Origin of the sequence: Acinetobacter sp. MYb191 (assembly GCF_037572605.1) — a bacterium.
GTDB classification, from domain to species: domain Bacteria; phylum Pseudomonadota; class Gammaproteobacteria; order Pseudomonadales; family Moraxellaceae; genus Acinetobacter; species Acinetobacter johnsonii.
The window spans coordinates 146,515-172,086 of sequence record NZ_JBBGZP010000008.1; the positions used below are offsets into that span (position 1 = coordinate 146,515).

The 25,572-nt window shown below is 42.1% G+C and carries 20 protein-coding genes; 15 read left to right on the forward strand and 5 right to left on the reverse strand.

Annotated features, from left to right (window positions below; translation table 11 throughout):
- The first annotated feature begins 19 nt into the window (after positions 1-19).
- The 3 genes from WH214_RS03905 to WH214_RS03915 are packed head-to-tail and all read left to right on the forward strand — an operon-like array spanning position 20 to position 3,448.
- Positions 20-976: a metal-dependent hydrolase gene (locus tag WH214_RS03905; RefSeq protein WP_339992890.1), complete on the forward strand. Its 957-nt coding sequence runs from the start codon at positions 20-22 to the stop codon at positions 974-976.
- 15 nt (positions 977-991) lie between these two features.
- The gene (locus WH214_RS03910) at positions 992-1,837 is read left to right on the forward strand and encodes an SDR family NAD(P)-dependent oxidoreductase (RefSeq protein ID WP_339422334.1); all 846 of its coding nucleotides are present in this window, start codon (positions 992-994) and stop codon (positions 1,835-1,837) included.
- Positions 1,838-1,855: 18 nt separating this feature from the next.
- A complete protein-coding gene (locus WH214_RS03915; protein WP_339422335.1) occupies positions 1,856-3,448 on the forward strand; it encodes a flavin-containing monooxygenase in 1,593 nt (530 codons plus the stop codon).
- A 146-nt stretch (positions 3,449-3,594) separates the two neighbouring features.
- On the opposite strand, the gene gltA is transcribed toward WH214_RS03915, so the two are convergent.
- Entirely contained in the window at positions 3,595-4,869 is a 1,275-nt protein-coding gene (gltA, locus tag WH214_RS03920; protein ID WP_151835865.1) for a citrate synthase, read from the reverse strand.
- A 1,028-nt stretch (positions 4,870-5,897) separates the two neighbouring features.
- Between gltA and sdhC the strand changes: the two genes are divergently transcribed.
- The 10 genes from sdhC to WH214_RS03970 all read left to right on the forward strand — a co-directional run bounded on the left by sdhC (position 5,898) and on the right by WH214_RS03970 (position 18,640).
- Positions 5,898-6,296 carry a succinate dehydrogenase, cytochrome b556 subunit gene (gene sdhC / locus WH214_RS03925; protein ID WP_005400408.1) on the forward strand — a complete coding sequence of 133 codons (399 nt, stop codon included), beginning with the start codon at positions 5,898-5,900 and terminating at the stop codon, positions 6,294-6,296.
- Entirely contained in the window at positions 6,296-6,661 is a 366-nt protein-coding gene (gene sdhD, locus WH214_RS03930; protein ID WP_004695554.1) for a succinate dehydrogenase, hydrophobic membrane anchor protein, read from the forward strand. The genes sdhC and sdhD overlap by 1 nt, the downstream gene beginning before the upstream one ends.
- Positions 6,662-6,673: 12 nt before the next feature.
- Entirely contained in the window at positions 6,674-8,572 is a 1,899-nt protein-coding gene (locus WH214_RS03935) for an FAD-binding protein (protein ID WP_339422336.1), read from the forward strand.
- Between the two features lie 14 nt (positions 8,573-8,586).
- Complete coding sequence (locus WH214_RS03940) at positions 8,587-9,297, forward strand: succinate dehydrogenase iron-sulfur subunit (RefSeq protein WP_004982744.1); 711 nt, start codon at positions 8,587-8,589, stop codon at positions 9,295-9,297.
- A gap of 803 nt (positions 9,298-10,100) precedes the next feature.
- Positions 10,101-12,923, forward strand: coding sequence for a 2-oxoglutarate dehydrogenase E1 component (locus WH214_RS03945; protein WP_259233095.1), 2,823 nt, complete (start codon positions 10,101-10,103; stop codon positions 12,921-12,923).
- A 16-nt stretch (positions 12,924-12,939) separates the two neighbouring features.
- On the forward strand, positions 12,940-14,154 hold the full coding sequence (odhB, locus tag WH214_RS03950) for a 2-oxoglutarate dehydrogenase complex dihydrolipoyllysine-residue succinyltransferase (protein ID WP_062033969.1): 1,215 nt from the start codon (positions 12,940-12,942) through the stop codon (positions 14,152-14,154).
- Positions 14,155-14,213: 59 nt separating this feature from the next.
- The gene (lpdA, locus tag WH214_RS03955) at positions 14,214-15,647 is read left to right on the forward strand and encodes a dihydrolipoyl dehydrogenase (protein WP_279746908.1); all 1,434 of its coding nucleotides are present in this window, start codon (positions 14,214-14,216) and stop codon (positions 15,645-15,647) included.
- A gap of 172 nt (positions 15,648-15,819) precedes the next feature.
- The gene (gene sucC, locus WH214_RS03960) at positions 15,820-16,986 is read left to right on the forward strand and encodes an ADP-forming succinate--CoA ligase subunit beta (RefSeq protein WP_058870082.1); all 1,167 of its coding nucleotides are present in this window, start codon (positions 15,820-15,822) and stop codon (positions 16,984-16,986) included.
- A gap of 11 nt (positions 16,987-16,997) precedes the next feature.
- Positions 16,998-17,888, forward strand: coding sequence for a succinate--CoA ligase subunit alpha (gene sucD / locus WH214_RS03965; RefSeq protein WP_004982733.1), 891 nt, complete (start codon positions 16,998-17,000; stop codon positions 17,886-17,888).
- 377 nt (positions 17,889-18,265) lie between these two features.
- Complete coding sequence (locus tag WH214_RS03970; RefSeq protein WP_339422337.1) at positions 18,266-18,640, forward strand: hypothetical protein; 375 nt, start codon at positions 18,266-18,268, stop codon at positions 18,638-18,640.
- A 299-nt stretch (positions 18,641-18,939) separates the two neighbouring features.
- Here the strand turns inward: WH214_RS03970 and WH214_RS03975 are convergent, their stop codons facing one another.
- The 3 genes from WH214_RS03975 to trpS form a co-directional block, all read right to left on the reverse strand.
- Complete coding sequence (locus WH214_RS03975) at positions 18,940-20,652, reverse strand: flotillin family protein (RefSeq protein WP_339422338.1); 1,713 nt, start codon at positions 20,650-20,652, stop codon at positions 18,940-18,942.
- 45 nt (positions 20,653-20,697) lie between these two features.
- Positions 20,698-21,342 (reverse strand): YqiJ family protein, encoded by a 645-nt coding sequence (locus WH214_RS03980; protein ID WP_339992896.1) that lies wholly within the window; start codon positions 21,340-21,342, stop codon positions 20,698-20,700.
- Between the two features lie 460 nt (positions 21,343-21,802).
- Entirely contained in the window at positions 21,803-22,816 is a 1,014-nt protein-coding gene (trpS, locus tag WH214_RS03985; RefSeq protein ID WP_004695576.1) for a tryptophan--tRNA ligase, read from the reverse strand.
- Between the two features lie 197 nt (positions 22,817-23,013).
- Between trpS and WH214_RS03990 the strand changes: the two genes are divergently transcribed.
- The gene (locus WH214_RS03990) at positions 23,014-23,940 is read left to right on the forward strand and encodes a DUF808 domain-containing protein (protein ID WP_004695578.1); all 927 of its coding nucleotides are present in this window, start codon (positions 23,014-23,016) and stop codon (positions 23,938-23,940) included.
- Between the two features lie 41 nt (positions 23,941-23,981).
- Positions 23,982-24,887 carry a KPN_02809 family neutral zinc metallopeptidase gene (gene ypfJ, locus WH214_RS03995; protein ID WP_004695581.1) on the forward strand — a complete coding sequence of 302 codons (906 nt, stop codon included), beginning with the start codon at positions 23,982-23,984 and terminating at the stop codon, positions 24,885-24,887.
- A 50-nt stretch (positions 24,888-24,937) separates the two neighbouring features.
- Here ypfJ and WH214_RS04000 read toward each other — a convergent pair whose 3' ends face one another.
- Positions 24,938-25,495, reverse strand: a complete 558-nt coding sequence (locus tag WH214_RS04000; RefSeq protein WP_004982721.1) for a hypothetical protein — start codon at positions 25,493-25,495, stop codon at positions 24,938-24,940.
- Positions 25,496-25,572 lie beyond the last annotated feature (77 nt).

Genomic DNA, 25,572 nt, shown 5'->3' on the forward strand with positions numbered 1-25,572 from the left:
AAATAAGAAGGAATGTCCTATGCGTATCGCTCTTCCATTGAAAGGCAAAGCCAGTCAAATTTTTGCAGGACCCGTATTCGATGCGGAAAAACAGTCTGCGATTATTCCAATTCGGCATATGAAATTTGACTTTGAAGCGGAGAAAATTGATCCCAAATTCTACTTAAATGCGGAGTTGGCCAGTGCTTACTTTGCATCACTCTCGATCTTTCTGACTTATGGTGAAGACTTGGTGATTGACACCGCCCGTTATCACCGTGATTTCCTCACTGACCCTGTATTAAAACAACGTGTGACGTCTTTGATTGGTCAGGAGGCATTGCATTCAAAGCTACATGAAGAATTGAACGATACTTTTAAACAGGTTGATTTACCCGTTGGCATTTTTCGTTATTTAGCTGAAATCGTTTTTGACTACGGTTTTAACCGTTTACCACAACCGATGAAATTGTCTTTGATGGCAGGCATTGAACATTTTACCGCAGTGCTGTCTGAATACATGATGAACCATGAAGAAATTTTTTTCGATTCTCAAGACGAAAAGCAACGGGCGATTTGGATGTGGCACATGCTAGAGGAATCTGAGCATAAAGACATTGCATATGATGTGTTTCAATCACTTTCCAATAACTATGCCTTACGTATTACAGGCTTTTTTCCAGCCCTTATCACCATTTTGCTATTGATTTCAGTGGCGTCAGTTTTTGTCCCGTTTTATAGCAAACCGTCTAATTTGGTGAGTCTCAGTTATTGGAAGGATGTACCGCGCAGTTTCAGCCTCTTGTTTGGGCTGAAACGAGGTGTTTATGGCAGTAGTTGGAAGCATATTTTTGACTATTTACGTCCGAGCTTTCACCCGAATGACTATGACACTTCTGCATTTTTAGATTATTACAAAGAGCGTTTACTACATCCTGAAACAGGAGTATTAACCCCCTATTTCACCAAAGAATTTACTCCAGTACTGAAATCATAAAAAGGAGGTTATGACATGGGACTGTTGAGTAAAAAAAATAAACCAAGTGAAAAATCCTTCGCAGTTGTAACGGGTGCAGGTAGCGGAATTGGTCGTAGCTTTGCATTGGAACTGGCAAAACGCGGTGGTGATGTTATCTGTGCAGATATTGACTTAAGCTCAGCACAGGAGACGGTAGATTTAATTCAGTCGATGACATCTACGTCAGCCTATGCGGTGCATTGTGATGTTGGATTAAAAGAATCTGTACACGCTTTGGCGGAGCAAGCGGAACAGCTTTTGGGACATCCTGTCACCTTGCTCATCAATAATGCTGGAGTTGGGTTAGGTGGTAAGTTTGATGAGGTGTCGCTGGAGGATTGGCAGTGGTGTATGCATGTCAACCTGTGGGGGGTAATTCATGGTTGCCACTACTTTGTGCCCCAATTTAAACAGCAAGGTTTTGGTGCCATTATCAATGTGGCATCGGCTGCGGGCTATACCGCAGCTCCTGAAATGACAGCGTACAACGTGACCAAGTCTAGTGTTTTGGCTCTATCAGAAACCTTAGCTTCAGAGCTTTATGCCTATAACATTGCAGTCAATGTGCTGTGTCCGACCTTGGTGCCGACCAATATTATGAAGAATGGTCGCTTGCCGAGCCACTATTCCAGACTGGCTGACAAACTGCTGATGAACCATGCGTTTACAACCAGTGATGCTGTAGTCAAAAAAACATTGAATCGCTTAGACGCAGGCAAGCTTTATACCATTCCACAACCCGATGCCAAATTGTTCTGGTGGATGAAGCGTGCATCACCAAGCTTATACGTCAAGCTTTTAGGTTTGGGTTATCCACTGTTTAATCAAATCACAAAATAAGAACAGAGAAAAATGAATATGGAAATGCAATTAGAGATCGAGCAAGCAGATGTGCAAGCGCCGTCTGATCAAATGCAAGATCAAACTACCACGTCAAAAAGTACGGAAGCTCAACCTAAGCAGACCCGTAAAAAGGCTGTGCTTCGTCCTAAAGCTGTACATACTTACGATACCATTGTTGTAGGGGCTGGGATTTCGGGCATTGCTGCGGCTTATAAAATGAAACAAGTCGGCTATCAGGACTATCTGGTTTTAGAAAAGGCAGAGAGAGTTGGTGGTACGTGGCGTGATAATAATTACCCCGGCTGTGGCTGTGATGTACCTTCGGCATTGTATTCATTTTCCTTTGCACCTAGTCATCAATGGAGCCATTTATTTGCGAAACAACCTGAAATTTTAAGTTACTTAGAACGGGTGGTTGAGCAGTTTGAATTGCAAGACAAAATCCGCTTTCAGCATGAGTTGCTCAGTGCCAAGTGGAATGATGAGGCGAATATTTGGCAACTCGAAACTTCTCAAGGTACATATCAAGCACGAACCGTGATCTTTAGCACAGGGCCGATTACAGAACCGTCCTTACCTAAAATTAAAGGGATAGAGGGGTTTAAAGGAGAAATGTTCCATTCAGCCCGTTGGAAACATGATTATGACTTAACGGGAAAGCGGGTTGCAGTGATTGGAACTGGTGCATCTGCCATTCAGTTTATTCCACAAATTCAGCCATTGGCGAAAGAGTTGATCGTATTTCAGCGGACTGCGCCGTGGGTTTTGCCCAAAGCGGATATGCAGCTCAATGCTACAGTAAAGTCGCTGGTGGCCAAATTCCCGATGATTCAGCAAGGCTGGAGGAACAGTGTTTCCAGTATTTTAAATGCGATCAACTTTGGGCTGCGTCATCCGTCACTGCTTGAGCCAGTCAATGTTTTAAGCCGTCAATTATTAAAATTACAAATACAGGATGACTCCTTACGTAAAGCCGTAACGCCTAACTTTTCGATCGGCTGTAAGCGACTTTTATTTGCCAACAATTATTATCCTGCACTGCAACAAGACAATGTCACGCTGTTACCCCAAGGTTTGGTCGAGATTGATGTGCAGAGTGTCATTGCGGCAAATGGGGAGCGATTTGAGGTCGATGTCATTATCTGGGGAACTGGTTTTGAAGTGGCACATCCTCCAATTGGCCAACGTGTTTGGAATGCCCAAGGTGAGCGATTGGCCGACCTTTGGAAGGGCAGTTCTCCAGAAGCGTACTTGGGTACAAGTTTGGAAAATGTGCCGAATGCATTTTTGGTACTGGGGCCAAATATTTTGGTCTATGACTCGTTTATTGGCATTGCTGAAGCACAAATTCAGTACATTGTAGATGGTCTACTAAAAATGAAGCAGCAAGGCTTTAAACGTATGATGGTCAAGCGAGATGTTCTACGGTATCACAATGCCAAGCTGCAAACTCATTTGAAAACCACCGTATTTAACCGAGGTGGCTGCTCAAGTTATTATTTAGATCAAAATGGCCGTAACTTCGCAGCTTGGCCATGGTCCTTGGCCGAGTTAAAGCAACGTTTATCTGCGTTTGAGCTAAAACACTACGATGTTGTTGAAGCTTAAAGTAGCCACATTAAGTATTAAAAAGACTGAGTTTGTTTAGGTCTTTTAATACTTTAAGAGCATCATTCATGAATGGTAGGTTTAGAGTTCAACATATAAAAAAACCACCCATGCGGGTGGTTTTTTGTCTATCAATGCAGACCAAATTAACGGTTGATGTCGCGTTGAACTTCGCCAGTGTAAAGCTGACGAGGACGACCGATCTTGTATGGACCGCTGTGCATTTCTAACCAGTGGCTGATCCAACCAACAGTACGTGCAAGCGCGAAGATCACTGTAAACATTTCTGTCGGGATACCAATTGCTTTAAGGATGATACCTGAGTAGAAGTCTACGTTCGGGTATAGGTTACGTTTGATGAAGTATTCATCAGAAAGCGCGATACGTTCAAGTTCCATAGCAAGAGCAAGCTGTGGATCGTTGATGCCAAGCGCACCAAGAACTTCGTCGCAAGTTTCTTTCATTACTTTCGCACGTGGATCGAAGTTTTTGTACACACGGTGACCGAAGCCCATGAGTTTAACTTCTTTAGTTTTCACTTTTTCCATGAACTCAGCAACGTTCTCTACAGTGCCGATTTCATCAAGCATCTTAAGAACAGCTTCGTTTGCGCCGCCGTGAGCAGGGCCCCAAAGTGCAGAAATACCCGCAGCGATACATGCATATGGGTTTGCGCCAGTAGAACCAGCTAAACGTACTGTAGACGTAGAAGCATTTTGTTCATGGTCTGCGTGAAGAGTGAAGATACGGTCCATTGCTTTAGCAAGGATAGGATCTACTTTGTAATCACGGTCTGCTGGCGTAGCAAACATCATGTATAAGAAGTTTTCAGCGTAGCTTAAGTCGTTACGTGGGTAAACAAATGGTTGACCTACAGTGTACTTGTAGCTCCACGCAGCCAAAGTAGGTACTTTAGCAATTAAGCGGATCGCTGTAATTTCACGGTGATCAACATTTTCGATGTCTAAGTTGTTGTGATAGAACGCAGAAAGCGCACCAACTACACCAACCATGATCGCCATAGGGTGAGCATCGCGACGGAAACCATTGAAGAAACGGCTAACTTGATCGTGAACCATGGTGTGGTTACGAACTTTAGCATCAAATACTTCTTTTTGTTCAGCTGTTGGAAGCTCGCCATTGAGAAGTAAGTAGCAAGTTTCTAAGTAGTCAGCTTTAGTTGCTAACTGGTCGATTGGGTAGCCACGGTGTAAAAGCACACCTTTGTTACCGTCGATGAAAGTGATTTTAGACTCGCATGCAGCAGTAGCCATAAAACCAGGATCAAAAGTGAAGTGACCTGCGGCCAATACATCCTTAACGTCGATTACATCTGGGCCCAATGTGCCGCTGTAAATTGGTAATTCAATTTCTTTGCCATCAAGCTGTAAAACGGCTTTTTTGCCAGTTGCTTCAGACATTCAATAGATCTCCTGTCCTGGTGAATGATTTATCTGACTCGAAATACTCATCTTTTAATGCACGAATCAGACGGATTAAAAATTTGCTCTAAGAGTAGAGAGTGCTGAAATTTTGTCAATTATACTTATGGATAAAATGATGACTTCCGAAGTTATAGTTAAGATTTAATCCATTAAAATTTGCATAAAATCACAGCACCGACACACTATAATAAGTTAATTCAAGGAGCAAGTGCATAAATAAAAAATGTTGCTGGCGCAATTGTAAGCAGTTTTATATTGAAAAAAGCGCTTGAAAAGAAACAGAATTCAAGTCGTCATATATTTACATTTATTATGATTCTCGTAACTTACGCATCATTTTAAAAAGAAAATGCTGCTTTCGTAGTCATTGTTAAAAACAATAAGTGACTCAAAAAAAATGATTTAATTGTATAAAAAATAGCTTATTTGGTATTTCGAAAACGATATATAAGTCACTTTTTTTATTTATACGGATGTGAAAAAATTGTTTTAATTAAAATTTATTACGAGATATTTCAATCTTGTAGGGGGATTAATCTGTTGCACCAACATCATGCATATTTATGCCACTATATTAAAATAAAATAATGAACATTTTATATATAAATAAAAAATGATTAAAATAAAGCAGTGAAATTAGCCAGTTTTAAAAACAAGACTTTTTTGTGCATCTTTAGTCTAAAGTCGAATTTTACCGTTTTTGTATAAATTTTAGCGCTTGAATTTGGTGTTTATTTTATAAAAACCAACTATATAGCTGAGATTTGAAGCTAAAGTATTGTAGCGCAACGTATTTATCTATGTGTTAATGATTCTTATTTAAAGAATTTTTATGCAAAAAGGCCAAGGGCATTGTTTGTATTTTGATAGTTCACGTCTTATAATTCAGTGTCGTTTTAAGTTCAAACGCTATTTAATTTAGAGTTTTAAAGTAGCTGCTGAACAATGCCAGCTTTCCTTCGAATTAATTCCAACAAACTCCGGATGGAGTTTTTACTTACAGGATGCCCGCTGTGAAAAGCAACAGACCTGTCAATTTGTCCATGGGTCAAGTTTTAGAAGTAAACTTAAAATCCCCTGTGGCTATTGCATCAATTTTACACCGTCTATCAGGTGTCATCGTATTTTTACTCGTACCGGTACTTCTATGGATCTTAGACAAGTCATTGTCTTCGCCTGAAGGATTTGCTCAAGTTCAGGCTATTTTTAATAGCTTCATTGTGCGTTTTGTCGTATGGGTATTTGTAGCCGGCTTAATTTTCCACTTTATTGCGGGTGTTAAGCACTTACTTGCAGATATCGGTATTGCTGAAGAACTGCAAAGTGGTCGTATCGCAGCTACTATTTCATTGATCTTGTCTGCAATCGGTATCGTTGCGGCATTTGTATGGATTGTTATCTAATGAAAAGTGCTACTGGTTTAACGGGTTCAGGTTCTCGCGATTGGTTTATCCAACGTGTAAGTGCTGTCGTATTAGCGGTTTATACAGTTGTTGTTTTAGGTTGGATCCTATGCAATGGCGGTTTTAGCTATGAACAGTGGTACGGCTTTATGATGACAGCTCCAATGAAGATTTTATCTTTATTGGCCGTCTTATCTCTTGTTGCACATGCTTGGATTGGTATGTGGCAGGTATTCACTGACTATGTGACTACTCGTCAAATGGGTCCTTCAGCTTCAGGTTTACGCCTTGTACTGACTTCAGCAGTAATTATTGCTGTATTTGCATATGCGATCTGGGCAATCCAGATTTTTTGGGCGAATTGATAGGAATAGATCATGGGCGCTATAACCCCTAAAGAAGATTACACAAATATTCCACACGAAACTTTCGATGCTGTCATCGTTGGTGGCGGTGGTTCAGGTATGCGCGCGTCTTACCAACTTGCTCAAGCTGGTTTGAAAGTTGCTGTTTTAACTAAAGTATTCCCAACTCGTTCGCACACAGTTGCAGCGCAGGGTGGTATTGGTGCATCTCTTGGTAACATGCAAGAAGATAACTGGCACTACCACTTCTACGACACTGTTAAAGGTTCTGACTGGTTAGGCGACCAAGACGCGATCGAGTTTATGACGCGTGAAGCGCCGCAAGTGGTTTATGAGTTAGAACACTTGGGTATGCCATTTGACCGTAACGCAGACGGTACGATTTACCAACGTCCATTCGGTGGTCACTCTGCAAACTACGGTGAAAAAGCGGTTCCACGTGCATGTGCTGCTGCTGACCGTACAGGTCACGCACTTCTTCACACGCTTTATCAAAGCAACGTGAAAATGGGTACGCAATTCTTTGTTGAATGGATCGCGCTTGACCTGATTCGTAATGAAGCAGGTGATGTTCTTGGTGTAACAGCAATTGACCAAGAAACGGGTAAAATTGCAGTATTCCAAGCTAAAGCGACATTGTTTGCTACAGGCGGTGCGGGTCGTGTTTATCGAGCATCAACCAATGCTTACATCAACACTGGTGACGGCCTTGGTATGGCTGCGCGTGCAGGTATTCCATTGCAAGATATGGAATTCTGGCAGTTCCACCCAACGGGTGTTGCTGGCGCAGGTGTATTGTTAACTGAAGGTTGTCGTGGTGAAGGTGCAATCCTTCGTAACGATGCTGGCGAGCCGTTCATGGAACGCTATGCACCAACTTTAAAAGACTTGGCGCCACGTGACTTCGTATCACGTTCTATGGACCAAGAAATTAAAGAAGGTCGTGGCTGTGGTCCGAAGAAAGACTACATCTTGCTTGATATGACGCACTTGGGTGCTGAAACGATCATGAAACGTCTTCCATCTGTATTTGAGATTGGTAAGAAATTCGCGAACGTTGACATCACCAAAGAGCCAATTCCAGTAGTACCAACAATTCACTACCAAATGGGTGGTATTCCAACGAATATCCACGGTCAAGTGGTTGTGCCTGAAGGTTCTGAAATGGAAGCATTTGCAGCACATTATGACAAAGATAGCGATATCTATTCGACTAATGCGGGCGATCGTAACTTTACGAAACCTGTTAAAGGCTTCTATGCAATTGGTGAATGTTCTTGCGTGTCTGTACATGGTGCAAACCGTTTAGGTACGAACTCGCTACTAGACTTGGTTGTATTTGGTAAAGCTGCGGGTGAGCACATCATCGACTACGTGACTAAACATCACGGTGATGAATACCAACCACTTCCTACGACTGTACTTGAGCAAACTGTTGCACGTATCCGTAAGTTAGATGACTCATCTACAGGTGAAAATGCGCAAGAAGTTGCAGATGCAATCCGTGACATCGTTCAAGACCATGCTGGTGTATTCCGTACAACTGCACTTCTTGAAGAAGGTGTGAAGCAGATTCTTGCGATTGAACCACGTGTACGTAACATTCACTTGAAAGACAAATCTAAAGTATTTAACACAGCGCGTGTAGAAGCTTTAGAAGTTGAAAACTTGTATGAAGTGGCTAAAGCGACATTGATTTCAGCAGCAGCTCGTAAAGAGTGCCGTGGTGCGCATACGGTTGTAGACTTTGAAGAGTCGCCTGATCACCCAGCTTACCCATATGGTCGTCGTGATGATGAGTGGATGAAGCACACATTATGGTTCTCTAGCGATAACCGTCTTGAGTACAAGCCAGTGCGTTACAAGCCATTGTCAGTTGCTGCAATTCCACCTAAACCACGTACATTCTAATTGGGAGAAGTAAGATGAGTAGAGGTACTCGTACATTTAATATCTACCGCTACGATCCTGATAAGGATGCAGCGCCGTACATGCAAACTTTCAAGTTAGAATTGACTGATAAGCACCGTATGTTGCTTGATGCGCTTCTTGCATTGAAAGTACAGGATGAATCATTAACATTCCGTCGCTCATGCCGTGAAGGTATTTGTGGTTCGGATGGTGTAAACATCAATGGTAAAAATGGTTTAGCGTGTCTTTGGAACCTAAACGACTTACCAGAAGTGATTACAGTTCGTCCTTTACCTGGTTTGCCAGTGGTTAAAGATTTAGTTGTGGATATGAATCAGTTCTACGATCAGTACAACAAAATTCATCCATTCTTAATCAATAACCAACCTGCGCCACCAAAAGAGCGTTTACAGTCTCCTGAAGAGCGTGAACACCTAGATGGTTTATACGAATGTATTCTTTGTGCATGTTGTTCAACTTCATGCCCATCATTCTGGTGGAACCCAGACAAGTTCTTGGGTCCTTCAGCGTTGTTGAATGCATACCGTTTTATCATCGACTCTCGTGATACAGCAACTCAAGAGCGTTTGGCTCGTCTAGACGACCCATTCTCGCTATTCCGTTGTAAGGGCATCATGAACTGTGTATCGGTGTGTCCTAAAGGTTTGAACCCAACTAAAGCAATCGGTCACATCCGTAACATGCTTTTAGATGCTGCGGGTTAATCTGTAGGCTGATCTTCAGTTAGAAAAAGCACACCTTTAGGGTGTGCTTTTTTATTTTATAGCGAGATTTTTGCTGTAAAAAATAAAATTGAGTGAAAGCGTGGGGTTGGCATTATTTTTGTTTGTGATAGGTGGCTTTTGTGGAAATTGCACCAGATTGGTGAAAAGCGCGGCGATTTAAAACAAATGTCATAAATAAGTGCAAGTATGAGTCTGCAAAAAAAGTTATGAAGATGTTAATATGGATGTTGTTGATGGGGAGGGCATATTGAAAGATGATGCTCTCTTTTCGTATGTGTTTTTTGGAGTAGACTTTGGTCTACGTTGAAACTCGGTTTTATTTAAAGCACCATATATTAGATGAAATTTTGATATGTGTATTTCGCCAATTTATGAAAGGTATGTGTCAAAAAAATCAATTGAAATATGGGGAGTATGTTAAAATTTTTGCACGTTTATATTTAAAAAATGCGCGCTAAATATGTACATTAATTCAACATTTAAGCCGCATTAGAGCGAGTATAAATGAAGGGTTAGTCGCTTTAGAAAAAATAATGCATCGCCTTATTTTTTCTAAGTCGATTTGCAAAAAATTGCTCGGTTTTGGCCGGGTATGAATGAGTGATGATGCCGCTGAGGGCGTTATGATTCATTGTCACATTGGGTAATTCTAATGTAGTGATAACGCCTCATGGCATCCGCCTTATGGGGACTAATGTCATGTTACCAATTTGACATTACTAATCATGGGTTCGCTTAAAAAGCATCCTGAAATGTTTTTGCAATAGGAAATGGGTCCACAAATGCAAGAAGTTGCTGACGCATTGCGTCTTGACACTGAACTTTCCGCTGATAGTGCAGCGTATATTGAAGAACTTTATGAGCAGTACTTGGCTGCACCAGACTCAGTAGAAGCTGACTGGCGTGCATACTTCGATAAATACCCGAAAGGTGATCAACCACACAGCAATGTACGTGAGCAATTCTTATTACTAGGTCGTAATTCAAGTCGTGTTCAAGCAGTGGTACAAAGTTCTGTTAGTACAGAACATGAACGTCGTCAAATTGGCGTACTACAACTGATCGCAGCGTACCGTAACCGCGGTCACCAAAAAGCGAAGCTTGATCCTTTAGGTTTGGCAAAACGTGAAATCGTGCCAGATCTTGACCTTGCTGCACATGGCTTAACCCAATCTGATTTTGACACTGTATTCAATACAGGTAATCTTTTGATTGGTAAAGACGAAGCAACTCTAGGTGAAATGGTTCAAGCCATGGAAGCAACGTACTGTGCTTCAATTGGTGCAGAATACATGCACATTGTTGATACCAAAGAAAAACGTTGGATTCAACAACGCCTTGAAGGTGCACGTGGTCAATTCAACTTCACTGCAGAACAGAAAAAACACGTATTAGAGCGTTTAACTGCGGCTGAAGGCCTAGAAAAATTCCTAGGTAATAAATATGTTGGTGCAAAACGTTTCGGCGTGGAAGGTGGTGAATCTTTCATTCCAATGGTTGATGCTTTAATTCAGCGTGCAGGTTCTGTAGGTTGTAAAGAAGTGGTCATTGGTATGCCTCACCGTGGTCGTTTGAACCTTCTTGTAAACATCATGGGTAAAAACCCAGCAGACCTATTTGGTGAGTTCGAAGGTAAGAGCTTACATAAAAAAGGTTCTGGTGACGTTAAGTACCACCAAGGTTTCTCTTCAAACGTAATGACTCAAGGTGGCGAAGTTCACTTGGCATTGGCGTTTAACCCATCACACTTAGAAATCGTCGGCCCTGTGGTTGAAGGTTCAGTACGTGCACGTCAAGTACGTCGTAAAGATATTGGTGGCGATGATGTATTGCCAGTAATTGTTCACGGTGATGCTGCATTTGCAGGTCAAGGTGTTAACCAAGAAACCTTCCAAATGTCACAAACACGTGGCTATACAGTGGGTGGTACGGTTCACATTGTGGTGAATAACCAAGTAGGTTTCACAACATCTGATCCACGTGATGCGCGTTCTACAGAATACTGTACGGACATCGCGAAAATGATCCAAGCACCGATTTTCCATGTGAACGGTGATGATCCTGAATCAGTATTGTTTGTTGCGCAATTGGCACATGACTTCCGTCATACTTTCCGTAAAGACGTTGTCATTGACATGTTCTGTTACCGTCGTCGTGGTCACAACGAAGCGGACGAGCCAGCTGCAACTCAGCCAATGATGTATCAAGTCATCAGTAAGAAAACGACAACGCGTGCGTTGTATGCAGACCAATTGGTTCAAGAAAGCGTATTAGACCGTGCTAAAGCAGATCAAATGGTTGAAGACTACCGTTCGGATCTAGAAGCAGGTAAGCACGTTGCCAATGCACTAGTACTTGAACCAAATACAAAAATGTTTGTAGATTGGGCACCATACTTAGGGCATGACTATACAGACGTATGGGATACCACATGTTCTGAAGATCGTCTAAAAGAACTTGGTCGCAAAATGCGCGAGCTTCCTGAAGGCTTCGTGATGCAGCGTCAAGTTGCAAAAGTGATTGATGATCGCTTAAAAATGCAAACTGGCGAAATTCCATTGAACTGGGGTGCTGCAGAAACTTTGGCTTATGCATCTATTTTAGATGATGGCTATTTGGTTCGTTTGACTGGTGAAGACGTTGGTCGTGGTACCTTCTCACACCGTCATGCAAAACTGCATAACCAAGTGGATGGTTCAACCTATATTCCGCTTTGCCATATCAAAGAAAATCAACCACGTACTGCAATTTACGACTCGCTATTGTCGGAAATGGCGGTGTTAGGTTTTGAGTATGGTTATGCAACCACTCTGCCTAAGAGTTTGATCATTTGGGAAGCACAATTTGGTGATTTCGCAAACTGTGCACAGGTTGTGATCGATCAGTTCATCGCATCAGGTGAAACCAAGTGGGAACGTGTGTGTGGTTTAACCTTACTTCTTCCTCATGGTTTTGAAGGTCAAGGTCCAGAACACTCATCTGCACGTTTAGAGCGTTTCTTACAGCTATGTGCTGAAGACAACATGCAAGTGATGACACCAACTACGCCTGCACAGATTTTCCATGCTTTACGTCGTCAAGCGATTCGCCCAATTCGTAAGCCAATGATCATCATGTCACCGAAGTCTTTACTTCGTCACAAGCTTGCAACGTCTACTTTAAGTGAACTTGCAAATGGTACATTCCAAACTGTGATTGATGAAATCGACAACATTAACAAAGCAGACGTAACACGTTTAGTGCTTTGCGGTGGTAAGGTTTACTACGACTTGCTTGAGAAACGTCGTGAGCAAGAGTTGAATAACACTGCAATCGTTCGTATTGAACAATTGTATCCATACCCTGAACAACGTATTGCTGAAGTTCTTGCTCAATATCCAAATGTGAAAGACATTGTTTGGACGCAAGAAGAGCCGAAGAACCAAGGTGCTTGGTTATTTATTGCTCCTCGTCTATATGATGATGTAATGAAGTCGGCTAAACCAGTACGTATCAGTTATGCAGGTCGTGAAGCTTCTGCTGCACCGGCTTGTGGCTCACCATATTTGCATGCAAAACAACAAGCTCAGCTCGTAAATGACGCTTTAGCGATCGTAGCTGAATAACAGGAGATTCTTAGTAATGGCAACCGAAATTAAAGCACCGGTATTCCCTGAGTCAGTTGCGGATGGCACAATCGCAACTTGGCACAAACAACCAGGTGAAGCAGTATCACGTGATGAAGTGATCTGTGATATTGAAACAGATAAAGTTGTTTTAGAAGTTGTTGCTCCTGCTGACGGTACAATTGCATCGATCATTAAAGGTGAAGGTGACACTGTTCTTTCAAATGAAGTGATTGCTCAGTTTGAAGAAGGTGCCGTATCTGGCGCTGCGCAAACTGAAGCAGTTCAGTCTGAAGCGAAAGTAGAACAAGCAGTTACTCAAACTGAAGCGGGTGCTGCACCAGTCGTTGAACGTGCTCAAGTTGCTGATCAAGCGCCTGCTGTGCGTAAAGCATTGACTGAGTCTGGCATTCCAGCTGCTGATGTTGCAGGTACAGGCCGTGGTGGTCGTATCACGAAAGAAGATGTGGCAAATCACCAAACTAAACCAGCAGCTCCAGCTGCAGCACCATTAAGTGTTGCTGTGGGTGAGCGTGTTGAGAAGCGTGTTCCAATGACGCGTCTTCGTAAGCGTGTTGCTGAGCGTCTGCTTGCTGCAACTCAAGAAACTGCAATGTTGACGACGTTTAACGAAGTGAACATGAAGCCAATCATGGAAATGCGTGCACAATACAAAGACGCATTTGAGAAGCGTCACGGTGCGCGTCTTGGCTTTATGTCTTTCTTTGTTAAAGCTGCAACTGAAGCGCTTAAACGCTACCCAGCAGTTAACGCTTCAATTGACGGTGATGACATTGTTTACCACGGTTACTATGACATCGGTGTAGCAGTATCTTCTGAGCGTGGTCTAGTTGTACCTGTGCTTCGTGATACCGACCGCATGAACTATGCTGAAGTTGAAAATGGTATCCGTGACTTTGCTTACAAAGCACGTGATGGCAAATTGGGCATCGAAGACATGACTGGCGGTACGTTCACAATCACCAACGGTGGTACTTTCGGTTCATTGTTGTCGACTCCGATCTTGAATACACCACAAACTGCGATTTTGGGTATGCATAAAATCCAAGAACGTCCAATGGCTGTAAACGGTCAAGTAGAAATCTTACCGATGATGTATTTAGCGCTTTCTTATGACCACCGTCTAATCGATGGTAAAGAAGCAGTTGGTTTCTTGGTAACAATCAAAGAATTGTTAGAAGAACCAGCTAAATTGATCCTTGACCTTTAATTCTAAAGAATAAAACATGGGCTTAGAGCGATCCTCTAAGCCCATTTTTGGAGATAAAAATGTCTCAACAATTTGATCTTGTTGTAATTGGCGGTGGCCCTGGTGGTTACGAAGCAGCAATTCGTGCAGCGCAGCTTGGTTTTAAAGTTGCGTGTATTGAAAAACGTATTCACAAAGGCAAACCATCATTAGGTGGGACGTGCTTAAACGTGGGTTGTATTCCGTCTAAAGCATTGCTTGATTCTTCTCACCGTTATGAAGATACAGTGCATCACTTAGCTGATCACGGTATTACAACAGGTGAAGTGAACTTTGATTTGTCTAAACTCCTTGCACGTAAAGACAAAATTGTTGACCAACTGACCATGGGTATTGATGGCCTTTTAAAAGGTAACGGTATTGAGTGGTTAAAAGGTACAGGTAAATTACTTGCAGGTAAAAAAGTAGAATTTGTATCTCACGAAGGTGAAACTCAAATTTTAGAGCCTAAATATGTGATTCTTGCAACGGGTTCTGTGCCAATTAACATTCCATCAGCACCAGTTGATCAAAACATTATCGTTGACTCAACTGGCGCACTAGAATTCCAAGAAGTACCTAAGCGTTTAGGTGTGATTGGTGCGGGCGTAATCGGTCTAGAGCTTGGTTCAGTATGGCGTCGTCTAGGTGCTGAAGTTGTTGTATTTGAAGCAATGGACGCATTCTTACCAATGGCTGATAAAGCCTTGGCGAAAGACTACCAAAAACTTTTGACGAAACAAGGTCTTGATATCCGTGTTGGTGCTAAAGTTGCTGGCACAGAAGTTAATGGTTCTGAAGTCACTGTTAAATATACTCAAGGCGGCGAAGAAAAAACTCAAGCGTTTGATAAGTTGATCGTTTGTGTAGGCCGTCGTGCGTATGCTGAAGGCTTATTGGCAGATGACTGTGGTATCAAACTCACTGAACGTGGTTTAGTTGAAGTGAACGATTGGTGTGCGACGTCTGTTGACGGTGTATATGCAATTGGTGACTTAGTACGTGGGCCAATGCTTGCACATAAAGCAATGGAAGAAGGCGTAATGGCTGTTGAACGTATTCACGGTCATGCAGCTCAAGTCAACTATGACACGATCATTTCTGTGATTTACACACACCCAGAAGCGGCGTGGGTCGGTTTAACAGAACAGCAAGCGATCGAGAAAGGCCATGAAGTGAAAACGGGTCAATTCGGTTTTGCTGCAAACGGACGTGCAATGGCTGCGGGTGAAAATGCAGGTTTCGTGAAGTTTGTTGCTGATGCAAAAACTGACCGTTTACTGGGTATGCACGTGATTGGGCCTGCTGCGTCTGATATCGTACACCAAGGTATGATTGCACTTGAGTTTGTATCTTCGGTTGAAGATCTACAGTTGATGACTTTCGGTCACCCAACATTCTCTGAAGTGGTTCATGAAGCTGCACTTGCAGTGGATGGTCGAGCGATTCACGCAATCCAGCGTAAACGCAAATAAGACAACGAAAAGAGCGACTACGGTCGCTCTTTTTTGTTTGAGGTGTTGTCTTGTCATGAAGAATCATCTAAAAATAAAGATAAGAAGTTTTAAAAATCCAAAATGGTTACTGTGATAGTAAACAGTTTCGGTGCAACAAAAAGTAAATAAGCAGTAATAAAAAGGTTAGTCGATGAATTTACATGAATATCAAGCTAAAGCGCTATTAAAAAAATATGGTATGCCTGTCCAAGAGGGCGTACTTGCCACCACTCCAGACGAAGCAGTAAAAGCCTTTGAACAAATAGGCGGAAAATTTGCTGTAATGAAAGCGCAAGTGCATGCGGGTGGTCGTGGTAAGGCAGGTGGCGTAAAAGTTGTAAAGTCAGCAACGGAAGCTGCTGAATATGCAAAAAGCATCATCGGGACCAACCTTGTTACCTATCAAACCGATAGCCATGGCCAACCTGTCAACAGCGTACTTGTTGCGGAAGATGTTTATCCTGTAGAGCGTGAACTGTATTTAGGTGCAGTGGTTGACCGCTCAAGCCGTCGCGTGACCTTTATGGCTTCGACCGAAGGTGGCGTCGAAATTGAAAAGGTTGCTGAAGAAACCCCTGAAAAAATTATTAAAGTTGAAGTTGATCCTTTGGTTGGCTTATTGCCATTTCAAGCGCGTGAAGTTGCATTTAAGTTGAATCTTAAAGATGGTCAAGTGAATCAATTTGTGAAAGTGATGTCTGCTGCGTATCAAGCATTCATCGAGAATGACTTTGCTTTATTTGAGATTAACCCGCTATCTGTGCGTGAAAATGGTGACATCCTATGTGTCGATGCCAAAGTGGGGATTGACTCAAACGCGCTGTATCGTTTACCTGAAATTGCTGCGCTGCGCGATAAGTCACAGGAAAATGAACGGGAGTTGAAAGCGTCTGAATTTGACCTCAACTACGTCGCGCTTGAAGGCAACATTGGCTGTATGGTCAATGGTGCGGGCCTTGCGATGGCAACCATGGATATTATTAAACTCTATGGCGGCCAACCTGCGAACTTCCTTGATGTCGGTGGTGGTGCAACCAAAGACCGTGTGATTGAAGCGTTTAAAATTATTCTGGCAGATACCTCTGTACAAGGGGTATTGATTAATATCTTCGGTGGAATTGTACGTTGTGACATGATTGCTGAAGCAATTATTGCAGCGGTTCAAGAAGTAAATGTGACCGTACCTGTGGTTGTTCGTTTAGAAGGGAACAATGCTGAATTGGGTGCCAAATTACTTGATGAATCAGGTTTAAAACTTATTTCTGCAAATGGCTTGTCGGATGCCGCAGAAAAAATTGTTGCTGCAGTAAAAGCGTAAGGAGTATCAATATGAGCGTATTAATTAATAAAGACACCAAAGTATTGGTACAAGGTTTTACAGGTAAAAACGGCACATTCCACTCAGCACAAGCACTAGATTATGGAACTAAAGTCGTTGGCGGGGTAACTCCTGGTAAAGGTGGCACAACCCATCTAGATTTACCTGTGTTTAACACGATGAAAGATGCAGTTGCAGGTACAGGTGCAGATGCGACTGTGATTTATGTACCAGCTCCATTTGTATTAGATTCAATTATTGAAGCAGTGGACTCAGGTGTTGGACTGATTGTAGTCATCACAGAAGGCGTGCCAACTTTAGACATGCTCAAAGCTAAGCGTTATCTAGAAACCAATGGCAATGGCACGCGTTTAATTGGTCCAAACTGTCCGGGTATTATTACTCCCGGTGAATGTAAGATCGGGATTATGCCAGGTCATATTCATCAACCAGGTAAAATCGGAATTATCTCTCGCTCTGGTACATTGACGTATGAAGCGGTTGCGCAAACGACTAAGCTTGGTTTAGGTCAATCCACCTGTATTGGTATTGGTGGTGATCCAATTCCGGGCATGAACCAAATTGATTGTTTGAAACTGTTCCAAGAAGATCCGCAAACTGAAGCGATTATCATGATTGGTGAGATTGGTGGTACGGCTGAAGAAGAAGCAGCAGAATATATTCAATCACATGTGACTAAACCTGTGGTGGGTTATATTGCCGGTGTAACAGCACCGAAAGGCAAGCGTATGGGGCATGCGGGAGCGATTATTTCTGGTGGTAAAGGTACTGCGGAAGAAAAGTTTGCAGCATTTGAAAAGGCTGGGATGGCCTATACGCGTAGCCCAGCAGAACTCGGTTCAACGATGTTCCAACTTTTAAAGGACAAAGGTTTAGTTTAAGCCATTTATATTTTAAAGGAAAAAGCCGTATGTCTTAATTGCACATACGGCTTTTTTGTGGAGAGCATATTGGTTTGCCCTAATACATTTCTCTGTATAAAAATAATATGGGGGTTAGAGTGTTTAATCTCAGCTGAAAACTATATTTAGCCACATTGAAAAAGCCATATTGAACAAAAGACAAAATGGTTAAATTAGAGCAAGATTTGCTATGTACTTAACAATCTGAGAATTGATAAATATTTGGTGTTCACTGTTTATATAGGAGACTATGCTATATTCATAATTAAAATAATTCTTTTGAAGACATAATATTACAGATGTTAAAGCCTATTCATTTATTGTTTTGTCGTTGTTTATTCTTGTTAGGGCTAGCGATGAATAGCGCTTATGCTGAAAATGAAGACGTCTACTTGGCTGAGTCTTTGAGTGATGATATTTTCCACTATTATCAGCAGTTAGCCGCAGAACATGATGAAGAGGAAAACGATTATACATTGATCAATAACGATTTTTATGAGAATGAATATATTCGTGTATTTAACTATTCGGCCTACAACTCGGATGGTTTGAGCCATAAACTAGGGACAGGGGAGTTTCACAGTTCAGACTTGGATGTACTCAGTATTTCATTCGGGTATGGTATTGAAATTAAAGTCAACAAAAAAAATAAAGTGGGATATGAGTACCTTTCAAATTTTCCTTATGATCGTGGGCAATTGATCCGTTTCTTCTGGGTGCGTTTGCACTAAATAGCTTAATTCTATTTATTCATAAAAAGTTTTTTCCATTACTGTTTAGAATATTTTTACTCAATTGTAGAGTCTGGGATGTTTATATTACTTTTTGGACTTTTCTGATGGTCGACGAATCGATTACTAAGCTCATTAACTTAAATTTTTATAATAGATGTTAGGCCTACTGTGTTGAGCAAATTCTTAGGTTTATCGTTTTAACAGCTTAAATGTGTAGTTTGTAGAAAGTTTAATATTAAAGTATATTAAAAAAAACGCGACAGATCATCGCGTTTTTTTGCTTGTAAGTCTAATTACTATTGAGCTTTGCTTTGCGGTTTTAAGCTTTGAGTTAAACCATTGATGTCGCCGCCTTGAATTCCCAGTTCATTCATTAAGCTATCAATTAATGGCGCTTGGGTACGATAGCGTAGCGCACTATTCACCACTTGATCAGACAAAGCAACTTGTGAAGATTCCACACCATCACCTCCAGTTGTGGCTGAGCCGACATTACCTAAACCATTGACCTGTAGAATTTTGATGTCATCAATATTTTCCATTGGTTTAACACTTTCACGAATGATTTCAGGTAAGTATTTTAACAATGCTAGGCGAATTTGCATTTCGACTTGCTCTGGAGATAAGACGTTGTTGGCCTCATTCACCGCACGTGTACCATCTGCGTCGACTTGGTATTGTTTTTCCATTGCTTGAGCCAACAGTATTTTGGCATCCGCTTCACCTTTGGCTTTTAAGCGAGCTTGTTCAGCTTGAGCTTCCGCAGCAATACGAACAGCTTCGGCATCATCGGCAGCAGCTTGTTTGCCTGCTTCAGCTGCAACCGTAATCGCAATCGCATCTTTTTCTGCAGCTTGTTTCGCCGCAACCAACTCAACTGCTTTTTGACGCTCAGCACGCTGGGTTTCACGTACGGTAATCACTTCTTCTTCAGCTTTAACGGCTTCAGCACGGGCACGGTCTGCAGAAGCTTTGGCTTCAGACTCTTCACGCGACTTTTCAGCAATCGCAATGGCACGTGACTGTTCAGCCAGCTCGATGGTTTTCTTTTGTTCAACCTGCGCTTGTTCAATAATTTGTGATTTTTGAATATTTTGGCTTTCCACATCACGTGCTGCACCAATACGCTTTAACTCGACTTCACGCTCAGCTGCAATACGTGCTTCTTCTGCTTCACGTTTTTTCTCAGCTTCCTGAGAGGCAATTTCAGCCAGTTGCTCTGCACGGCGAATTGCAATTTCACGCTCTTGTTGTAGTTTGGCGTATTCCTCTTCGCGGATGATTTGTAGGCGAGCTTGTTCTGCTTCTAAGTTTTTGGTCTTAATGGCAAGGTCAGCGTCTTGCTCGATATGATTACGTTTACGACGACGGTCTTCAATCGTTTCAGTCAGCTTGGTTAAACCTTCGGCATCGAATGCATTTTGAGGGTTAAAGTATTTAAAACCTGTTTGGTCTAAACCTGTTAATGACACAGTTTCAAGCTCTAGACCATTTTTATGTAAGTCTTCGGACACCACTTGTTGTACTTTTTGTACGAAGTCCACGCGTTTTTCATGCAACTCTTCCATCGCCATTTCAGCTGCTACTGCACGCAAGGAATCGACAAATTTCCCTTCCACAAGGTTCTTCAACTCATTTGGAGACATGGTTTTTTGTCCCAGAGTCTGTGCGGCAACTGCAATTGACTCTGCCAAAGGCTTCACACGGACATAGAACTCAGCCATGACATCGACGCGCATACGGTCACGGGTAATGAGCGCTTGATCATCAGCACGGCGAACCTCTAAACGTAGCGTGTTCATGTTGACAGGGATAATTTCATGTAATACAGGCAGTACAATTGCACCGCCACCTAAAATAACTTTTTCGCCGCCAAAACCTGTACGTACGAAAGAGATTTCTTTGCTGGAACGACGGTACAGACGGGCAATAATAATGCCGATAATAACCAGAGCTGCAAAGATAATCCCTGCAAGAATAAGAATGTTATAGAAATTGTTGCTGAGCATAAGGGTCCCGATTTTATTTAAAGTTATAAGTACAAAATGAAAGAATTAAAGTGAAATGGCTTTAAAGCCAATCTTGGTTTTTTGAGTCAAAATGACTTCTTGACCTTGAGAAAAATGAAGGTCTGTTTCAGGTTCAACCAGTACATAATGCGTTTGCCCGAACTGATCTTGAACTCGTGCTTGAGCAGGTGAGTTAACTTTAGCCTCTCCTAAAATAATCAGTGCTGTTCGTCCAATCAGCTCTTCACTGTAAATTGCTGTGGTTTCATCTTGTGGCAAAATTTTGGCAATCAGCATGGCGCTGTAACGAATCATAGGCATCGAAAGTACGAGGCAAAGAGGTGCCATGATCCATGCACTCCAATAGCTCCCGGTCCAAGTTTGAAGAATGGACTGTAGAATAAAGCCACTTAAGCTATACAGGGTGAGGAAGATAATCAGCCAAACCAAGAGAGGACCACGGCCGATAAACAACCAATCCAGCAGGGCATTGAGCCAACCTTGATCGACATCTAGTGCAATGTCGACGTCTTTAGTACTGCCTAGGTCATCAGGTAGGAATTGGTCAAGTAGGCCTTGTGAGCCGCCGCCTAACACCAATAAAATCAATTCGAGCAGTCCCAATAAAAACATCAGACTGAGGCAAATACTAAAAATTAAATTGGATGGGTGAGTAAATAATTCCCACATTCTAAAGGTTCTCTATTTTTATGCTGTTATCAGTTAAGTGTAAATTTTTAAAAAGAATTGTATTGAAATTGGGCTTTAGCATAGCATTCAAAAAACAGAATGTCTAAGTTTGTTGGCACGTAAGGAGAGAGCAGTTTAATTGGGATTTGATAAATTTTAGACAAAAAAATACGCAATGATTGGGGTATTCATTGCGTAGAACTACGAATCTGTTGTTACACAGTTTCGGTAAAAAGGAGAAATGTTATATCTCAGGGTTAATCTAAGCTATGAACTCATCATAAGGTCTGCGCGTTCTTATTTCATGAGTATTCACGTTAATTACTGTAAATTTAGGTTAACAAACGACACTAAATGTCAGTTTTTGAGATGCATGTAGCTTATTCGTGTTTATTTCGCGATTAAAAAAGCCTTTCTCAGTGAGAAAGGCTTTAAAGAAGCGCATTAGTTTAAGAACGGATTAGAAATGAAACACCCCTAAACCTGATTTAACTTCATCTAGAGTCTGTTGAGTGATATCACGACATTTATCTGTACCTGTCTTCAAAATATCCATGATGTAATCAGGATCTTTCGCAAGTTCCATACGGCGTTCACGAATTGGCGTGATCAGCTCTTTCAATACGCCTTCAAGACGTTTTTTCACCGTACCATCGCCTAAACCGCCACGGCGGTAATGTGCTTTCAGTTCTTCAACTTCTTCTTTGTTTGGATCAAACGCATCTAAATACGTAAATACGATATTACCTTCAACCTGACCTGGGTCTTCAACACGCAGGTGGTTCGGGTCGGTGTACATCGCATTAACAGCTTTTTTAATGTCTTTATCAGTTGCATCCAACACAATGGTATTGCCTAAAGATTTCGACATTTTGGCTTTACCATCAAAGCCAGGTAAGCGGCTCATATTGGAAAGCAGAGCCTTACACTCAGGTAGTAATTCCTGACCAATCTGACGATTTAAGCGACGTACGATTTCATTGGTCTGTTCGATCATTGGAATCTGGTCTTCACCTACAGGTACAACAGTTGCTTTAAATGCGGTGATATCTGCTGCTTGTGCAACTGGGTAGCATAAGAAACCAGCTGGAATATCTCGTTCGAAACCACGCATCTGAATTTCAGACTTGATGGTTGGGTTACGTTCTAAACGAGACACGGTCACAAAGTTGAGATACAACATGGTGAGTTCATTCAGTGCGGGTAAGCTCGACTGCACGCAAATGGTGGTTTTGGTTGGGTCGATCCCGACTGCTAAGTAATCTGTGGCAACTTCAAGAATATTGCGGCGAACTTTTTCAAAGTTATCTGCATTGTCAGTAAAGGCTTGCGCATCGGCCAATAATAAATGCTGATGGTGTGAATCCTGCAAACCCACACGTGAACGTAAAGATCCGACAAAGTGCCCTAAATGAAGTTGTCCCGTTGGACGGTCGCCTGTCAAAATAACAGGACGGTTGTCTTGATTACTCATTATCTATTTCCAAAGTCGTCGTAGCGACATGCTATTTTCAAAGAATGCAGACATTGTACGGCATAATCTTTTTCAATGTCAGTCTTAAAAAAACTGCAGTGAAAAAATTATAAAATCAGTTAAATTTCAAAAAACAAATATTCAAAAGCTGAGATCACAGATTAAAATGTCAGAATTCTCAAGATGGATAAAAATAAATGGCGAGTAGCTTATTAATATTACTAGATGATATTGCCACGATATTAGATGACGTTGCGGTCATGAGTAAAATGGCGGCAAAAAAAACGGCGGGTGTTTTGGGGGATGATTTAGCACTCAATGCACAGCAGGTGAGTGGGGTTCGTACTGACCGTGAGCTGCCTGTGGTTTGGGCTGTGGCAAAAGGCTCTTTTGTTAATAAATTGATTTTAGTCCCTGCTGCGTTGTTGATTAGTGTAGTTGCGCCGTGGCTGATCACGCCATTGTTGATGATTGGTGGTTTATTTCTATGTTATGAAGGGGTAGAAAAAGTCCTGCACAGTTTGCATCACAAAAAAGCCAAAACTGAAGAAGAAGCCAGCCAAGAATTAACTGCGATTGAAACGGATATGGCGACTTTTGAGAAAGATAAGGTCAAAGGCGCGATTCGTACCGACTTTATTTTGTCGGCAGAAATTGTGGTGATTTCACTGGGGACTGTGGCTGCTGCAACTTTTTCAACCAAAGTCATGGTGTTGTCTGTAATTGCCATTTTAATGACCGTCGGTGTGTATGGTTTTGTGGCGATGATTGTCAAAATTGATGATTTAGGGCTGTATCTAACTCAGCAAGCCTCTTCATTTAAGCAAACGATTGGCCGTGGTTTATTGGCTTTTGCACCAAAACTGATGAAGACTTTAACCATCGTGGGCACTATCGCGATGTTTTTAGTGGGTGGTGGCATTATTTCCCACGGCGTGCCTTTATTGCATCATTTCACTGAAGGTTCAGTGGATTATGCTGAACATATTCCAACTGTGGGCAGCATTGTGGGGGCATTAACCCCAACACTGATTAACTTAGTGATTGGTTTTGTGGCTGGTTTGATTGTATTGGCTATTGTGAGCTTGATTAAAAAAGTTTGGCCAAGTTCAAAAAAGGCATAAAATGGATCGGGTCAGCATGAATTAAAAGAAGGAAGAGTGCTATGCGTTGGAAGGGACGTCGTGTCAGTAGCAATGTCGAGGATCGTCGCGGTGGTGGCGGTGTCAAGGCGGGTGGCATCAGTATTTTAGGGCTGATCGTGGCCTTTGTGGCATGGAAGTTTCTAGGTGTCGATCCGCAGCAAGCCTACCAAGCCACTAAACAAGTGACCGCACAAACTGGAGCGGCAGAAACTCAAGGTTTGGATAACCCAACGCCTGATCAGCAGGAAGCGATGGACTTTGTCGGTACGGTACTGGCCGACACTGAAGACACATGGAGTCAAATTTTCCAACAGCAATTGGGACAACAATATGTTCCACCGAAGTTGGTGATGTTTTCAGGGGTGATCAATTCGGGTTGTGGTACTGCTCAGTCTGCAATGGGGCCGTTTTACTGTCCAGCAGATCAGAAGGTGTATATCGACACCGCTTTCTTTAAAGACATGCGGACTCAAATGGGTATTGGCGGTGAGCAAAACCAAACGGAGTTGGCGCGCCAAGATCAAGCGGGTGACTTTGCTCAGGCTTATGTGGTGGCACATGAGGTTGGACATCATATTCAAACCATTTTAGGGATTTCTGAACAAGTACAAAAGGCTCGTGCACAGGGCTCAAAAGCGCAAGGAAATGCTTTATCGGTACGTCAAGAGTTACAAGCTGACTGTTTAGCGGGGGTATGGGCGCATCATAACAATCAACGGACCCAGTTCTTAGAGCAAGGCGATGTTGAAGAAGCGATGGATGCGGCACATAAGATTGGTGATGATTACCTACAAAAGCGGGCAACAGGGCAAGTGGTCCCTGATAGCTTTACCCATGGAACCAGTCAACAGCGTATGACTTGGTTTGGCACGGGCTTTAAGTCGGGGCAAGTTGAAAGTTGCGATACCTTTAATCAAGCCATTTAAGCTATAAAAAAAGAGGCGATTGATCGCCTCTTTTTTTTAACCAATGCATTCTAGCGGTTTAAGAACTGCTTAAAGTTTCGAGCAATACGGACACTCACATATAACGCAATACAGGCAAATAACAACACCCCAAACACCACATATTTTAAGTTGCTCATATCCGCACGGTAAAACTGCTGAATTTGCTCAGGCGTATAACGCAATGTTTTAACATCTTGTGTCCGTGTATCGAGATAACTCACTTGCTGAATGTAGTTAAATTGCCCTGCTTTGAGTAGTTCAATTGACTGAATTTGGCGGGTATGTTGTTCGTTGTAGTCATCTACACAAATGTCGGTTAAATAGTGATCACAGCTGAGTTTGGCGATATAACCCTGATTGGCCACATGCAAATAAATATGATCATCGGGTGCTTTATTGTTTGAAAGTAGAACCAGTGTTTGATCGGGACGAGAGTTCATTTTAAAACTTTGTGCTGAGGCAAAAGTTTGCTCGGCTTGTAAAATTTCTTTGGTTTTTGCAAAGCAGGTCAGAAACAACGCAAAGGTGGTCAGGAAAATAATCAGTGCGAAGAACACCCGAAAGATGGTTTTAAAAGTGAATTGCATAGGAGATCAAACTTGGCCAAAGGGAAAGTTCACGCATAAAAAACATGCATATACGCTATGTTAATTCATCATCAGGA

What these genes read in the sequence shown, in the direction of transcription:
- WH214_RS03935 (WP_339422336.1), top strand. Translation starts at nt 6,674, where the DNA reads ATGGGCGCTATAACCCCTAAAGAAGATTACACAAATATTCCACACGAA.
- WH214_RS03945 (WP_259233095.1), top strand. Translation starts at nt 10,101, where the DNA reads ATGCAAGAAGTTGCTGACGCATTGCGTCTTGACACTGAACTTTCCGCT.
- ypfJ (WP_004695581.1), top strand. Translation starts at nt 23,982, where the DNA reads ATGCGTTGGAAGGGACGTCGTGTCAGTAGCAATGTCGAGGATCGTCGC.
- sdhD (WP_004695554.1), top strand. Translation starts at nt 6,296, where the DNA reads ATGAAAAGTGCTACTGGTTTAACGGGTTCAGGTTCTCGCGATTGGTTT.
- WH214_RS03910 (WP_339422334.1), top strand. Translation starts at nt 992, where the DNA reads ATGGGACTGTTGAGTAAAAAAAATAAACCAAGTGAAAAATCCTTCGCA.
- WH214_RS04000 (WP_004982721.1), bottom strand. Translation starts at nt 25,495, where the DNA reads ATGCAATTCACTTTTAAAACCATCTTTCGGGTGTTCTTCGCACTGATT.
- odhB (WP_062033969.1), top strand. Translation starts at nt 12,940, where the DNA reads ATGGCAACCGAAATTAAAGCACCGGTATTCCCTGAGTCAGTTGCGGAT.
- sucD (WP_004982733.1), top strand. Translation starts at nt 16,998, where the DNA reads ATGAGCGTATTAATTAATAAAGACACCAAAGTATTGGTACAAGGTTTT.
- WH214_RS03980 (WP_339992896.1), bottom strand. Translation starts at nt 21,342, where the DNA reads ATGTGGGAATTATTTACTCACCCATCCAATTTAATTTTTAGTATTTGC.
- WH214_RS03915 (WP_339422335.1), top strand. Translation starts at nt 1,856, where the DNA reads ATGGAAATGCAATTAGAGATCGAGCAAGCAGATGTGCAAGCGCCGTCT.
- WH214_RS03905 (WP_339992890.1), top strand. Translation starts at nt 20, where the DNA reads ATGCGTATCGCTCTTCCATTGAAAGGCAAAGCCAGTCAAATTTTTGCA.
- WH214_RS03975 (WP_339422338.1), bottom strand. Translation starts at nt 20,652, where the DNA reads ATGCTCAGCAACAATTTCTATAACATTCTTATTCTTGCAGGGATTATC.
- WH214_RS03940 (WP_004982744.1), top strand. Translation starts at nt 8,587, where the DNA reads ATGAGTAGAGGTACTCGTACATTTAATATCTACCGCTACGATCCTGAT.
- trpS (WP_004695576.1), bottom strand. Translation starts at nt 22,816, where the DNA reads ATGAGTAATCAAGACAACCGTCCTGTTATTTTGACAGGCGACCGTCCA.
- WH214_RS03990 (WP_004695578.1), top strand. Translation starts at nt 23,014, where the DNA reads ATGGCGAGTAGCTTATTAATATTACTAGATGATATTGCCACGATATTA.
- sdhC (WP_005400408.1), top strand. Translation starts at nt 5,898, where the DNA reads ATGCCCGCTGTGAAAAGCAACAGACCTGTCAATTTGTCCATGGGTCAA.
- lpdA (WP_279746908.1), top strand. Translation starts at nt 14,214, where the DNA reads ATGTCTCAACAATTTGATCTTGTTGTAATTGGCGGTGGCCCTGGTGGT.
- WH214_RS03970 (WP_339422337.1), top strand. Translation starts at nt 18,266, where the DNA reads ATGAATAGCGCTTATGCTGAAAATGAAGACGTCTACTTGGCTGAGTCT.
- gltA (WP_151835865.1), bottom strand. Translation starts at nt 4,869, where the DNA reads ATGTCTGAAGCAACTGGCAAAAAAGCCGTTTTACAGCTTGATGGCAAA.
- sucC (WP_058870082.1), top strand. Translation starts at nt 15,820, where the DNA reads ATGAATTTACATGAATATCAAGCTAAAGCGCTATTAAAAAAATATGGT.